A 14,238-nucleotide genomic window follows, 5' to 3' on the forward strand; every position below is an offset into this window, starting at 1 on the left:
CCGGCGCTTGTAAGGCGAAAGAGAGCGACTAAGTTGATGTGACCATCCTGTCACATTTGCGAGGCGTGCATGGCGTCGGCATTCTTATCGATCGTCCAGCAAATCGTCCGCAAGGGTTCGTTGAAACTTACCCTTGCCAATGGCGAAACCCACACGATCGGCGACGGCATGGGTGAACCCATTGTCGCCCGCCTTGCCGATCAGGAGGCCGAGGACGCCATCCGGCGCGACCCGACCATGAAGCTCGGTGAAATGTACATGCAAGGCCGGTTCATTCTCGAACAGGGCAACATCTACGATTTCCTGTCGCTGGTGAAACAGAACACCACCAATGAAATCTTCGATTTCAAGATGGCGGCACTGCTGCTTGGCCGCATTGCCTGGCAGCAGCTGAAGAGCCGCGTGCCGGTCAATCGCAACAAGCACAATGTCGCCCATCATTACGACCTGTCGGCCAAGCTCTTCGATCTTTTCCTCGACGAGGACTGGCAATATTCCTGCGCCTATTTCGAACCCGCCGGCATCAGTCTCGATGAGGCGCAGCTCGCCAAGAAGCGCCATATCGCCGCCAAGCTTCTGCTCGAGCCGAACCAGCGCATCCTGGAGATCGGCTCCGGCTGGGGTGGCATGGGCATGTACCTGACGGAGGCGACCGAAGGTGCCGAGTTCACCGGCATCACACTGAGCGAGGAGCAGCTCAAGGTCTCGCGCACGCGCGCCGAAAAGCGGGGCCTTGCCGACCGGGTGCGGTTCGAACTGCAGGACTACCGCACCATGACCGGCCGGAAGTTCGACCGCATCGTCTCGGTCGGCATGTTCGAACATGTCGGCATCGGCAATTACGGCAATTTCTTCCGTAAGGTGTCTGACCTCCTCGACGACAACGGTGTGATGGTGCTGCATTCGATCGGCCGCCCGAAGCCGAGCTTTGCCACCAATGCCTTCATCGAGAAATATATCTTTCCCGGCGGCTATATCCCGTCCGTCGGCGAGGTCGTGCCGCCGCTCGAAAAAGCAGGGCTGCTGGTCAAGGATATCGAAATCCTGCCGATGCATTATGCCTATACGCTACGCCATTGGCGCGAGCGTTTCGTGGCACGCAAGGCCGAAGCGGTGGCGCTTTACGACGAGCAGTTCTTCCGCATGTGGGAATTCTATCTGGCCGGTTCCGAAATGGGCTTCCGCTGGGACGAGCTCTTCATCCTGCAGATTCAGATCGCCAAGAACCAGTTCGCCGTTCCCGACAATCGCAATTACATCGCCCGCAACGAAGCCAAGCTGAAGGAATTCGAGGCGAGGCGCGCCCCGCTGGAAAAGGTGACGTTCTAATCCCGCGGAAGTGCTGCTTCCGCTGGCGGTTTAGCCGAGGGACCGATTCTCATGAAAGGACGTGCCAATGAGCAGTGCGTTTCCCGAGACCTATCTAGTCCGCCACGGTGAAACCGAATGGAGCCTGTCCGGGCGCCATACCGGACGCAGCGATATTCCCTTGACGGCGAACGGCGAGGCTGCCGCCCGCAAACTCGCCGGCCGGCTGGCGGGCCTTACCTTCTCCGCCGTCTGGTCGAGCCCGTCCGAGCGGGCCCGCAAGACCTGCGCGCTCGCCGGCTTCGGATCGGACGCGGTGATCAAGGACGATCTCGCCGAATGGGACTACGGCGCTTATGAAGGCATCACCACAAAGGCGATTCTGGCGGAGCGCCCCGGCTGGCAGCTCTTTCGCGACGGTTGCCCGAATGGCGAATTCGCCGCCGATGTCGGCGCCCGCGCCGACGCCGTCATCCATGCGCTTCGCGAAACGGCCGGCACCATCCTGATCTTCTCCAGCTCGCATTTCCTGCGCGTCCTCGCTGCCCGCTGGCTGGGTCTGCCGCCGGAAGGCGGCGCGTATTTCTCGCTCGATACGACGAGTATCAGCGTGCTCGGCTACGAGCACGATCTGATCGAACCGGTCATCCGCCGCTGGAACCAGAGATAGGGAAGCGGGGGAGTGGTTTTGCGGAATTCGATAGCAGATGCCACCAGGGTGTGGCCCCCTTGCATGTTCAAACTGCATCCGTTGATGATGGGTGCGACCCCTGGGGGATGGCCATCCCCCAGGGGTCGGACGGGCGGGACCGTAACCCCCTTGGCGTGAACCGGGGATGAGCCTGGTCCGCCCGTCCTTCGCGTTTGTCCTGAACAGATAGTGGGGAGCAGGTCCCGTATGCAAGGCAAGGTATCGTCCGAACGCACCGCGATGGCGACAGTTTATGTCGGCATCGATGTCTGTAAAGAGTGGCTGGACATTCATCTGCATCCTCTCGGCCGCAGTTTTCGGGTGACCAACGACACGGCCGGCCTGCGCCGCCTCAAGCGGGAGCTCGATGCGCTTGACCAGATGCCGCGCTCGGCGCTGCGTATCGTCATGGAAGCGACCGGCAAGTGGCATCGCGCCGTCCAGCGCTCGCTGCATGCCGATGGCTTTTACGTGTCGGTCGTCGACCCGCTGCGCGCCCGGCTGTTTGCCAAAGCCTGCGGCTTTCTCGCCAAGACCGATCGGCTCGATGCGCGGTTTCTGGCCATCATGGGAGAAGCCCTCAAGCCCGCACAGACCCCACCGCCGGACCAAGCGCTGGAAGCCCTGCAGGAACTGGTCAATGCCCGATCTGCCGCCAATGGCGAACGCACCGCCCTGTCCAACCGGATGAAGACGGCCGTGACCGCCTTCCTGCGCAAGGAACTGACGCGCCGGCTTGCCGCGCTCGACACTCATATCGCAAGACTGGACGCCGAGATCGAGCGCAGCATCTGCGCCGATCCCGAGATGCGCCGCCGCCTCGACATTCTCATCTCCATTCCCGGCATCGGAGCCGTCACCGCCGCAAGCCTGATCGCTGGCCTTTGCGAACTTGGCGCCTGCTCCGGCAAGCAGGCCGCCATGCTGACCGGCCTTGCGCCGATTGCCTGCGAAAGTGGCGAGCGGGCCGGACATCGCTCCATCAGGGGCGGACGCCCAGCACCCAGGAACGCCATCTACATGGCCGCCCTGTCCGCCTCCCGTCACAACCCGGACCTCGCACGCTTCGCCGCAAGGCTGAAGAAAGTCGGAAAACCCAATAAGGTCGTCCTCGTCGCCGTCATGAGAAAGCTCATCGTCCTGGCAAACACCCTCATCACCAAAAACCGCATCTGGACACCAAATCCACCTTGACACCAAACACAGATGCTCATCCGACCCTTCGGGCCACCTTCTCCCCGAGGGGAGAAGAGGGGAGGAAGGCGCGCCGACACTGCCAAACGAACCCGCCTGCTCAACGGTACGCCATCCAATGGGGTTGCTGACGAAGCGGCATTCTCCCTCTTCTCCCCTCGGGGAGAAGGTGCCCGTAGGGCGGATGAGGGGGCCGCACGGCACCGACTTTCATGAGCGCCCTTTGTTTCACCGTGGTTAACATTGGGGTAACGACATCAGGATAGATGTAGCGAGCGCCGCTCTCCGCGGCTTTGTTTTTGCTTTTTCTGGAGTGCGGACGTGTCTCATCGATCAGTCGTATCGATCTCTCTGGCTATTGCCATTTCATCTCTAGGTTCGGCGGCCGCCCAGGAAAGCGGCCAGCACTTCTGGTCCGGCGACTGGTATTTGAGCGTCGGCGTCGCCGGCTTCTCCGCCCCGAAATTCGAGGGCTCGTCGCACAACGAATTCAAGTTCAGCCCACTGATCTCGGTTGGCCGCCAAGGCGCCGGCCAGCGTTTTTCCTCGCGCAACGATAATCCGTCCTTCGCCCTCGTCGACAAGGGTGCCTTCCGTGCCGGCATCGTCGGCAGATTCGTGCCGTCGCGCGATGACAGCGACGGCAGCGAGCTGAAGGGCTTGAAGAAGGTCAAATGGGGCGCGGAAGCCGGCGCTTTCCTAGAAATTTACCCGACCGATTTCCTTCGCGCCCGCGCCGAAGTCCGCCAGGGCATCCGCTCGCATGACGGCATTGTTGCCGATCTCGCGGTCGATGCCTTCACCGATATCGCGCCCGACCTGCAACTATCAGGCGGCCCGCGCGCGACCTTCGCCACCAGCGGCTATTACGACGCCTATTACGGCGTCAACGCCAAGCAGGCGGCGGCAAGCGGCCTTGATCCTTACAAGCCCTCATCTGGCATCCAGTCTTATGGCGCCGGCACGGCACTCACCTGGAAGGCGACTGAAAACCTCTCGGCCAGTTCCTTCCTCGAATATAAGCGGCTGGCAGGTCCTGCCGCCGACAGCAGTCTCGTGCGCGAGCGTGGCTCGAAGAACCAGGTCCTGGTCGGGGTCTCGGCGACCTACAAGTTCAATTTCTCACTGCAGTGATTGACGGCGCCGCGGTCCTTTCCGGATATGCGGCGCTGTAACGCTTTGAGTTGGCACATAACTTCACGCCTGGATCGATCCCGGTCTGAGGAACGATGCAAGTGGCATTGCAATGGTCGCTTCTTGACCGGATCGGCGGTCCGCCGCTAGATGAGCGGCATGCACGATACCGGCGATTTCAACGATCGCGTCTCCGACGCACCTTCCGATAACTGGGTCTACCGGATCCTGCCGCCATGGCTTTGGCCCTATGCGCAGCTCGCGCGCTGGGATCGCCCGATCGGCTGGCAGTTGCTGATGTGGCCGTGCTTCTGGTCGGCGACGCTTGCCGCCAATGCGGCGATCGGTGAGGGGATCTATTCCGGCAGTGTGCTGGTGTCTCACCTGTTCCTCTATTTCATCGGCGCGGTCGCCATGCGCGGCGCCGGCTGCACCTATAACGATCTCGTCGACCACGAGATCGACATGGAAGTGGCGCGCACGCGGTCGCGTCCGCTCCCCTCCGGCCGCGTCAGCCGCCGACGGGCGAAGATCTTCATCGGCCTGCAGGCGTTGGTCGGCCTCTTCGTGTTGCTGCAGTTCAACTGGCTCAACGTCTTCCTCGGCGTACTCTCGCTCGGGATCGTGGCGTTTTATCCCTATGCCAAACGCTTCACCGACTGGCCGCAATTCTACCTCGGACTTGCCTTCTCCTGGGGCGCGCTGATGGGCTGGGCCGGCATTTTTGGCGGCCTCTCCTTTGCAGCCATCCTGCTCTACGCCGCCTCCGTCGCCTGGACGATCGGTTATGACACGATCTATGCGCATCAGGACAAGGAGGATGACGAGCTGATCGGCGTCCGCTCCACTGCGCGCCTGTTCGGCGACAGGACGCGGCAATGGCTGATCGGCCTTTATGGACTGACGCTGGTGCTGATGTTTATCGCCTTCGTTCTCGCCGGCGCCAATCTCATTGCGTTCCTGGCCTTGCTCGGTGCGGCCGGCATGTTCGCCTGGCAGATCGTCCGGCTCGATATCAACGATGCCGACCAGTGCCTGGCGCTCTTCAAATCGAACAACCGCGTCGGCCTGATTATCTTCTTCGGCCTCTTCATATCGCTACTCTTCGCCATTCCCTGATTGGGACGATGGATGAAAACGATAAACCCGGCGCCGGCGCCGGGTTCAAAATGGTATTGCCAAATCGGGACTTTCGCGGTTTCGCTTAGGTCCGGGCGATGATTTCCTTGCCTTCGATCTTCATGGCAACGCCCAGCCGGCCGGTGGTGCGGCGCACGAGGAAGCGCGGACGGCGATTGGCAAAGTAGGAATGACGGCGGCGCGGCTTGAGATCGCTGGTGCGTAAGGCCCCGATGTGATCTTCGAGCGGCCGGGCGACACCATCGGCCTCGACCATCAGCATCGGAATGCGGAAGGCTTCGGACCAACTGCGCCAGTCGGCAGCGATGTCGCTGAGATCATGGGCGACGAGCAGCGGAATGCAGAGCTCCGGATCGGTGTGATGGAGTTCGAGGGTTACGGTGACATCGCCGTCGCCATGGTCGATGGCGCGGGCGGCGACACCTTTGAAAACGCGCTTCGGCAGCGCAATCGAGAGCGGCAGGCCGCTGGAGGGGAGGACCTTGCGCAGGACCGCACCGCGTTCGTCTATCGTGATATTGACGTCATCCGAACAATCGTGGATGGCGTAGCTGACCTGCTGGGGAAAGCGGGACGGATCGAGGCGCAACGTCGTGCCAGCCCAGGCGGGCTTCATAACGGGATTGTTCATTTCATTCTACCCTTGTCTTACCTGAGAGCCGATTTCCGGTCTTCTCCTTGGGACTTTTCGTCCTCTATGGCCGACAATAGGCAGCCGCCGTTCCGTACAGCTTAAAAATTGCGGTTAAGAAAACTTTGCCTCCTCTGATGGTTATCAAAACCGAATCCGGCAGGGTTTCCGGAAGGTGAACGGTGTGGTGTCCTGAAATGATGCATCCAGAGGTAAGCCTCAGGTAAGCTTTCCATGGCAAAATGTGCTCACCAGCAGTTCGTCTTTCTTTTAGAAATTTGGGTGAAAAGGGCGCTTTTCATGATCTCGGCTTCCCTCGCTTACACGATCCTGTCGCGGGATATGACGTCCAGCCTCAACAAGGTTGCGTCGCAGGCGACGGTCAAGAAGGATGCTCAGTACTACGCCGACCATATCAACAAGGTCGAAAACGTCGACGATTTCCTCGGCGACTACAAGCTCTACAGCTATGCAATGAAGGCCTATGGTCTCGAGGACATGACCTATGCCAAGGCCTTCATGAAGAAGGTGCTCGAAAGCGACCTCACAGACCCCGACAGCTACGCCAACAAGCTTTCCGATACGCGTTATCGCGAGTTTGCCGCCGCCTTCAATTTCAACGCGCCGGCCAAGGATGTGCAGACCGACGCGCAGGAAGATGACCTGATCGGCCTCTACAAACAGTCCTTCGTCGATGCCGACAAGGCCGCCAGCGCCGAGAGCACCTATTACAGCAACAATATCGATAGCGTGCAGACCGTCGACGACCTGGTCGACAACACCCGGCTGCGCACCTATGTGCTGAAGACCTTCAAGATCGATCCGACCTATGCGTCGAAGGATTTTCTGCGGCAGGTGCTGACGAGCGATCTCAGCGACCCCACGAGCGTCGTCAACACGCAAGGCGGCGACAAGTACAAGGCGCTTGCCGCCCAGTTCAGCTTCAATGCCGACGGCACCGTCACCGGCACGGCGCAGACCGCCGCGCAGAAGGCCTCGGTCATCGAATCCTACACCCTGAATTCCCAGTCCGTCATCATCGACAATTCGGTCGGCTCGGACGTCTATTACGTCGGCCAGACGGCGGCCGATTACAACAAGGCCTATTACACGGCGAAGATCGGCACGATCACCAATGTCGACGATCTGGTCGCCGACAAGCGCCTGACCTCTTATATCACGACGGCCTACAGCATGGGCGCCGACTTCACCGCCGCAGCGCTGCGCACAGTGCTGACCGATCCCGGCTATGCCCAGCTGATGGGCTTTACCAATGTTTACAACGCTTTCAACTTCAAGGCTGACGGGTCGGCCTCCAGCACGGCGCGCGTCCAGACGCTCGATCAGGCAAACAGTCTGAAGGCAGCCGCATCGAACACGAACAACTATTATACCGTCACCTCGCAGTCGAGCGGCATCACGAATGTCGACGACCTGCTCGCCGACAGCGTGCTGGCGCGCTACATCAAGGATGCCTACGGTCTCGGCACGAGTTTCAGCAATGCCGACCTGAAGAACATCCTGACCGATTCGGCCTATGCCGCCGCCCAGGGCCATGCCGATCTCAATGCCGACTTCAACTTCCAGGCAGACGGTTCGATCAACGGTTCCGTGATCCAGACCGCGGCGCAGCGGAAATCGACGACCGACAAGTCGACGGCGAATGCAGCACATTTCAACGGCATGATCGGCAACGTCACCAATGTCGACGACATTATGTCCGATGCGGTTGCGGTCAGCTATATCAGAAACAGCATGCAGATCGCAGACAGCGTCTCCGATGCGACATTGAGGACTTTCCTCGTCGACCGCACGGCTGCCAGCGCCCAGGGCTACAGCGACGTTCACGACCTCTTCAATTTCAAATCGGACGGTTCGATCGCGACCCTTTACGCCTCGCAGAGCGCGACGCAAAGTGCCAGCACCACCAGCAAGGCCGACAATGCGGCAGTCTACTACCAGTCGACCATCGCCGGCATCTCAAACGTCGATCAGTTGCTGGCGGACCAGAAGCTGAACAATTTCGTCCGCAACGCCTACGGCATCCCGTCGACGGTCAGCGACGTCGCTCTTCGCGCTATCCTGACCGATCAAAGCGGCACCGGAACCTATGCCGACGTCGCCGCGGCCTTCAATTTCAAGGCGGACGGCACGCTTGAGGACGGCATGGCGGCGCAGACGGCGACCCAGATCAGCAGCACGAAATTTGCCGCCGCGGCGCGCACCGATGATTATTCCGCCAGGATGTCGACGATCGGCAATGTCGATGATCTGCTTGCCGACAGCGCCATGACCAATTTCCTGAAGAGCACCTACAATCTGCCGTTCAGTATTTCGGACGCCGATCTGAAGAGCATCCTGACCGATGCGACGGCCGCTGCCGCAGCCGGCCATTCCGATCTCAATGCCGACTTCAATTTTGCCGCCGACGGATCGCTTCCTGTCCTCAGTTCGGCCCAGACGGCCGATCAGGCACAGACCACCAACGACAATTATGCGGCGCGCTACGACGACGAACGCGACGAGGCGATCGACGAGGTTGCATCCAACTACCAGAAGCTTATGGCCGACAGCAGCAGTCTGCTGAATTTCTCCGACGTCAACAGTGTCAATGATTTCCTGCGCAGCAATTCGTCGGCCGATTTCAGCAAGAGCAACGACAAGCTGCCGGATCTCTTCCATGTGGCGCTGCAGGCCTTCGGTCTGACCGACCAGGAGGTCTCGCGCTCGATGATGCGCAAGATCCTGACGAGCGATGCCTATGATCCGAATGGTTATGTCGCCTCGCTCAAGGATGAACGTATCACCAATCTTGCCCGGGCCTTCAATTTCGGCCCCGACGGCAAGGCGGCATCACCCTTCCAGGCGCTGCCCGACGCGACCATGGCCAAATACGCCACCGACTATCGATCGCATATCACCATGCTGATGAAGGACGGTCCGGTGAAGGACAAGGCGGCGAAGGACGCGACGGCTGAAGTCAACTATTTCGCCAAGGGCATGGCGAAGGTGAAGTCGCTCGACGATTTCCTCGACGACAGCCGCCTGACCGACCTGGTGCTGAAGGCGAACAACCTTGATCCGAAGGATTACGACAAGGCGACGCTCAAGAAGATCTTCACATCCGATCCAGACGACAAGAAGAGCTATCTCAACGCCACCGCCGATGCACGTTTCAAGGATATCGTCGCCGCCTTCAACTTCGACAAGGACGGCAATCTGACCCGCGCCAAGATCGGCACCATCCAGAACAAGGCGGCCGAGGAGCACACCCAGGAGCTCTATGTCAAGCAGACGATGGAAACCCAGGAAGGCGAAACCAACGACGGCGTGCGCCTGGCGCTCTATTTCAGCCGCAAGGCCCCGAGCATCACCTCGATCTATTCGATCCTCGGCGACAAGGCGCTCTATCAGGTCATCACAACAGCCTACAGCCTGCCGTCGCAGATCTCGGGCATGGATGTCGCCAAGCAGCGCGATCTCATCAACCGCTTCGTCAAGCTCGAGGATCTCCAGGATCCGAAGAAGGTCGACAAGCTGCTGCGCCGGTTTACCGCGATGTACGACGTCCAGAACGCCACCCAGCAGTCGCCGGCGCTGATGATCCTGACCGGCGGCGGCACGCAGCAGTCCTAAGGCAATTCCCAGCAGTACGCAGCGGGTTCCTCCACGTTTCGTCGTCCCAGGGCTTGAGCTACAGCTGTCTGGTTGGCGTCAATGACTGCCCCTCACCCTAACCCTCTCCCCCTTCTGACGGGGAGAGGGGACGTGCGCTGCGAGAGGTGAGCGAGGAACGGAAAGGTCGCGGCTTGTCCCTTCGCCGGGGAGAAGGTGGCGGCAGCCGGATGAGGGGCCGGCATCGGCGATCTCTTGGGCCGAGTGGCAGAAGATGGCATTGAACTCCCGCTCTCAACCATCCCCGTCTCTATAACGGCGCCGGCGACAAGATCTAAACCAGCACGACGATCGATGGGGTGACGAGCTCGACCGCCGTCGAATACGGACCGACAGGCAAGACCACGGCGATGAGCTATACGCCGACCACCCTCGTCGTCGGCAAAAGGACCTTGCCCTGGCTTTATAACGACGCCGATCTGCTTTCCAGGATCCCCGGGCTGATCGACTCGACGAGCTACGAGGCCGACGGCCAGACGAAGACAATCACCTACATCAATGGGGTGACGACCAGCTTCAGCTATTCGCCAACGCGTGCGCTGGCTGGACCGGGTGACGACGGCGAAGGGCACGACGGTGCTGATGGATAATCAACACAGGCGCGACTTGCTCGGCCGGATCAAAACGATCACCGGTCTGGCAGCCAACGACAACTGGACCTACGGCTACGACGATCTCTCTCGTCTGACCGGCGCCGACAATGCCGGCGACAACACGCTTGACGAGACCTACAGCTACGACACCAATCACAATCTTCTGTCGCGCACACGGGTCGGCGCCTATGTCTATCCGACGACGGCATCCGCAATCCGTCCTCATGCGGCAACGCAGATCGGTGCGAAGACCATCGGCTACGATACCAACGGCAACATGGTCTCGGACGGCACCCGCGCGCTGAGCTGGGATGGCACCAACCGGCTGTCGACCGTCACCCAGAACGGCGCCACCGTGAGCCGACTGCGCCGCATATTGGTAGACCTTCTGTACAGTTCAAGGTAACAGGGATGCCCACCGGCACGAAGCTTTGGCAACTGAGACTGAGGCCACCTTGGTGGGTGCAGGGGGCATCAGAACAAAGCGCAGAACATGGGTGAGCTGCCATTGGCCCCACTGTTGCCGGGCTCGATACTTGCCTCTTGGCAACCCTTGGCTTGATATCTGCGGCTCCTCGCGGGTGAGTTACAAACGCTGTTGATTCGATCCTTGCTTCCGCCTCAGAGTAAGCTGACGTGTGTCACACGCGAGTGGTTCCTGACCTGATCCGACGTCCGCTACTTCTTGCGCCAAGAGTTGATTTCTTTAGCGAGTTGCGGATCGTGTCGTAGTTCCTCAACCGCCTCTCTGCTGATAGTGGCTTTCGAGCGCCTTAAGGGTCCAATCAGCAAGAGGCGGCTTTCTCCATTGGAGGGATCTTTTGCCAATCGAATAAGGTCAGGGAGCCTCTCTTCAGTTACTGATCCGGAAAGCGCGCAAGCCAAGCCTTCCTTGAAACCCAGCACGAATTCCGTTTCCTCACCGGGGAAAACAGGGCCTTTGCCTTGTTTCGCGTTGATGTATTGCTGGACAAGGAAGTCCCAATATTCGCCGGCCGCGGGAACCGCTAGAGCTCTGGCAATCCCGCTTCGTGTTCGATCAGAGTAAGGCAATTGCAAATGCTTCATCAAGATCGGCACCAAATTCGGATATCCACTTCTGCTGTTAACTAGGTCCCAAACCGAGGTGATGTTCGCGCCTGCCTCGCGAAGGTCATTCACAATAGGTTGTTCCTCTTGAAGTAGGCGAGCGTCGCGAACGGCCCAAATATCGCTCATTCTATCCTCCTAAATCTACTGCACTCCCACAATGGTCACTGCCCTATGTCCCTACGGTTTATCAAGCCCTCGTCAATTGCCCTTTGGAGAGGCCCTGATCTTTGTGTCGTTGGTCGGTCGGAACAGATCGAAGCGCAACCCTCGAGATCTCGCGATGTCGATGTAATCTCTCAGAACCTGACTCGAAAAGGTTTCAACGATATCCGTACCGTGCCAAGCGTCGTGTCAGGACGCGGATGTGGGCGATAGGGATCCATGCTTCGGCTGAAGCGAGGGACTTTTCCCAATCCTTGGCCAAACGTCGGCATCTGCCAAGCCACGCGAAGGTGCGCTCCACGACCCAGCGACGCGGCAGAACCTCGAAGCCTTTTGCCTTGTCGGTTCGCTTGACGATCTGGAGAGTGAACTTTGCGATCTTTTGCAGTGCGCCCTTCAGCTTCGGTCCGGCATAACCACCGTCGGCGAAGATATGTCTCAGCCACGGCCAGCGCTTGAGAATGGTTTTGAGGACGGCAGGTGCACCATCGCGATCCTGAATATCGGCGCTGTGAACCATGAGGCCGACCATCAGTCCAAGCGTGTCGACGACGATATGACGCTTGCGTCCCTTGATCTTCTTGCCTGCGTCATAGCCCGAAATTCCACCGCTTTCCGTGGTCTTCACGCTTTGACTGTCGATCACGCCCGCAGACGGCGAGGCTTCCCGGCCTTCCAATTCACGCGCCTCCATCACAAGATGATGGTTGATCCGACCCCATAACCCTGTCGCTCGCCATTCATAGAAATAGGACTGCACAGTTGTAAAAGACGGAAAATCCTTGGGCATCATCCGCCATTGGCACCCCGTCGTGGCGATGTAAAGCAACGCATTCACGACCTCGCGAAGATCGGTGCTGCGCGGCCTGCCCAGCCGCCTCGGTTCGGGCAGGCAAGGCGAGATCAATCCCCATTCCCGGTCCGTCAGATCGCTTGCATACCGCATTGCGCGTCGGGCATATTGCCGACGGGTGAAATCAGTCCAGCCCATTGTGGTCTCCGTTCGTCCTAAGCAAACAAACAGAATCACAACTGGCTGATTTCACTCAACTCTTTTTCGGTCAGGCTCTCAGTTGCTGGGTAAGACTCAGTCTTCCGACGTTCTTAACCTCTGAAAGAGTTGATCGAGTCATCCCATCAGGAATTCGAACCCTTCGGGAAATGCCTGACCGTCGGCCTCACGAATCGAGGCTGACGACCTTTCCCGGATTCATGATATCGGCGGGATCGAAGGCGCGCTTGATGCGGCGCATCAGCTCGATTTCGATCACAGGCCGGATCGCCGCCAGCTCGTCGCGCTTCAGCTGGCCGATGCCGTGCTCGGCCGAGATCGAGCCGCCATGCGCAAGCACCCGTCCATGGACGATATGGTTCATCTCGTGCCAGCGGGCGATGAAGGCGTCCTTGTCGGCGCCGAGCGGCTGGGAAATATTGTAATGGATGTTGCCGTCGCCCATATGGCCGAAGGCGCAGATGCGGGCGCCCGGCATCGCCGCCATCACAGCTTCTTCGGCCTCGGCCATGAAATGCGGGATCTTCGATACGGGCACGGAAACATCGTGCTTGATCGAGCCGCCTTCCGGCTTTTGCGCATCCGACATGCTCTCGCGCATGCGCCAGAGCGCCTTCTGCTGCGCTACCGACGAGGCGATTGCCGCATCGAGCACCAGCCCGGCCTCGAAGCCCTGCTCCAGCACGCCATTCATCATCCGCTCCGCCGTCTCGGCCGAGTCCGACGTCGAAATGTCGATCAGCACATACCAGGGATAGGCGGTCTCCAGCGGATCGCGCACGCCGTCGATATGGCGGGTGGTGATCTCGACGCCGAAACGCGGCATCAGCTCGAAACCGGTGAGCGAGGCGCCGCAGAGACTGGAGGCGAGATTGAACAGGGCAAGCGCGTCCGCCACCGAATTCAGGCCGGCGAAGGCCACCTGATGGCCGAGCGGCTGGGGAAAGAGCTTCAGCACCGCACCGGTGATGATGCCGAGCGTGCCCTCGGCGCCGATGAAGAGATCGCGCAGATCGTAGCCGGTGTTGTCCTTCTTCAGCCGGCGCAGGCCGTCCCAGATCTCGCCGGTCGGCAACACCACTTCGAGGCCGAGGCAGAGCTGGCGCATATTGCCATAGGCAAGCACGGCCGTGCCGCCGGCATTGGTGGAAAGGTTGCCGCCGATGCGGCAGGAGCCCTCCGAACCGAGCGACAGCGGAAACAGCCGCCCATGCGCCTCGGCCGCCTTCTGCACCTCGGCAAGGATGGCGCCGCCATCGGCCACCAGCACGTTCGCCACCGGATCGACATCACGAATCCTGTTCATGCGCTCGAGCGACAGGATGATATCGCACTTGCCCTGACGCGGCGTCTGGCCGCCGACGAGGCCGGTATTGCCGGTTTGCGGCACGATCGCCGTTCCGGTCTCCGTCGCAAGCTTCATGATATCAGAGACTTCTTCGACCGAACCGGGTTTCAAGAGGAGAGGGGAGGAGCCGTGATAGAGCCCGCGGTTTTCGATCAGATGCGGTGCAAGATCTGCCTCGCTACGCAACGCGTATTTTTCACCGACGATGGCCGCGAAGCGATCGAGGAGTTCGGTGGAAATGCTGGAATTGCTCATCGG

General features: G+C 60.0%; 13 protein-coding genes. 8 read left to right on the forward strand and 5 right to left on the reverse strand.

The genetic code is table 11. The features are described from left to right. The first annotated feature begins 69 nt into the window (after positions 1-69). The 5 genes from N1937_RS02925 to ubiA all read left to right on the forward strand — a co-directional run bounded on the left by N1937_RS02925 (position 70) and on the right by ubiA (position 5,446). On the forward strand, positions 70-1,329 hold the full coding sequence (locus N1937_RS02925; protein ID WP_170258256.1) for an SAM-dependent methyltransferase: 1,260 nt from the start codon (positions 70-72) through the stop codon (positions 1,327-1,329). Positions 1,330-1,396: 67 nt separating this feature from the next. Next, positions 1,397-1,978 (forward strand): histidine phosphatase family protein, encoded by a 582-nt coding sequence (locus tag N1937_RS02930; protein WP_170282375.1) that lies wholly within the window; start codon positions 1,397-1,399, stop codon positions 1,976-1,978. A 228-nt stretch (positions 1,979-2,206) separates the two neighbouring features. Further along, on the forward strand, positions 2,207-3,193 hold the full coding sequence (locus N1937_RS02935) for an IS110 family transposase (RefSeq protein ID WP_222281449.1): 987 nt from the start codon (positions 2,207-2,209) through the stop codon (positions 3,191-3,193). Between the two features lie 321 nt (positions 3,194-3,514). After that, a complete protein-coding gene (locus N1937_RS02940; RefSeq protein ID WP_260057413.1) occupies positions 3,515-4,327 on the forward strand; it encodes a MipA/OmpV family protein in 813 nt (270 codons plus the stop codon). Between the two features lie 159 nt (positions 4,328-4,486). Beyond that, positions 4,487-5,446 (forward strand): 4-hydroxybenzoate octaprenyltransferase, encoded by a 960-nt coding sequence (gene ubiA, locus N1937_RS02945; protein ID WP_260059048.1) that lies wholly within the window; start codon positions 4,487-4,489, stop codon positions 5,444-5,446. An 85-nt stretch (positions 5,447-5,531) separates the two neighbouring features. On the opposite strand, the gene N1937_RS02950 is transcribed toward ubiA, so the two are convergent. Next, entirely contained in the window at positions 5,532-6,098 is a 567-nt protein-coding gene (locus tag N1937_RS02950) for a DUF6101 family protein (RefSeq protein ID WP_027666623.1), read from the reverse strand. A 300-nt stretch (positions 6,099-6,398) separates the two neighbouring features. Here N1937_RS02950 and N1937_RS02955 point away from each other — a divergent pair, with 300 nt between their 5' ends. From N1937_RS02955 to N1937_RS02965, 3 genes are all read left to right on the forward strand, one after another. Then, on the forward strand, positions 6,399-9,734 hold the full coding sequence (locus N1937_RS02955; protein ID WP_260057414.1) for a DUF1217 domain-containing protein: 3,336 nt from the start codon (positions 6,399-6,401) through the stop codon (positions 9,732-9,734). Positions 9,735-10,072: 338 nt separating this feature from the next. Then, positions 10,073-10,363 (forward strand): hypothetical protein, encoded by a 291-nt coding sequence (locus N1937_RS02960; RefSeq protein ID WP_260057415.1) that lies wholly within the window; start codon positions 10,073-10,075, stop codon positions 10,361-10,363. Then, positions 10,326-10,772 carry a hypothetical protein gene (locus tag N1937_RS02965; RefSeq protein WP_260057416.1) on the forward strand — a complete coding sequence of 149 codons (447 nt, stop codon included), beginning with the start codon at positions 10,326-10,328 and terminating at the stop codon, positions 10,770-10,772. Before N1937_RS02960 ends, N1937_RS02965 begins: the two co-directional genes overlap by 38 nt. A 272-nt stretch (positions 10,773-11,044) precedes the next feature. On the opposite strand, the gene N1937_RS02970 is transcribed toward N1937_RS02965, so the two are convergent. The 4 genes from N1937_RS02970 to N1937_RS02980 all read right to left on the reverse strand — a co-directional run bounded on the left by N1937_RS02970 (position 11,045) and on the right by N1937_RS02980 (position 14,235). Beyond that, the gene (locus tag N1937_RS02970; RefSeq protein WP_260057417.1) at positions 11,045-11,584 is read right to left on the reverse strand and encodes a hypothetical protein; all 540 of its coding nucleotides are present in this window, start codon (positions 11,582-11,584) and stop codon (positions 11,045-11,047) included. 193 nt (positions 11,585-11,777) lie between these two features. Continuing rightward, on the reverse strand, positions 11,778-12,611 hold the full coding sequence (locus N1937_RS02975; RefSeq protein ID WP_260057418.1) for an IS5 family transposase: 834 nt from the start codon (positions 12,609-12,611) through the stop codon (positions 11,778-11,780). Between the two features lie 70 nt (positions 12,612-12,681). After that, positions 12,682-12,753: a hypothetical protein gene (locus tag N1937_RS31485; RefSeq protein ID WP_441005665.1), complete on the reverse strand. Its 72-nt coding sequence runs from the start codon at positions 12,751-12,753 to the stop codon at positions 12,682-12,684. Between the two features lie 45 nt (positions 12,754-12,798). Then, positions 12,799-14,235 carry an FAD-binding oxidoreductase gene (locus N1937_RS02980; protein WP_260057419.1) on the reverse strand — a complete coding sequence of 479 codons (1,437 nt, stop codon included), beginning with the start codon at positions 14,233-14,235 and terminating at the stop codon, positions 12,799-12,801. Between the last annotated feature and the right edge of the window lie 3 nt (positions 14,236-14,238).

This window comes from Rhizobium sp. WSM4643 (genome assembly GCF_025152745.1).
GTDB lineage: Bacteria > Pseudomonadota > Alphaproteobacteria > Rhizobiales > Rhizobiaceae > Rhizobium > Rhizobium leguminosarum_I.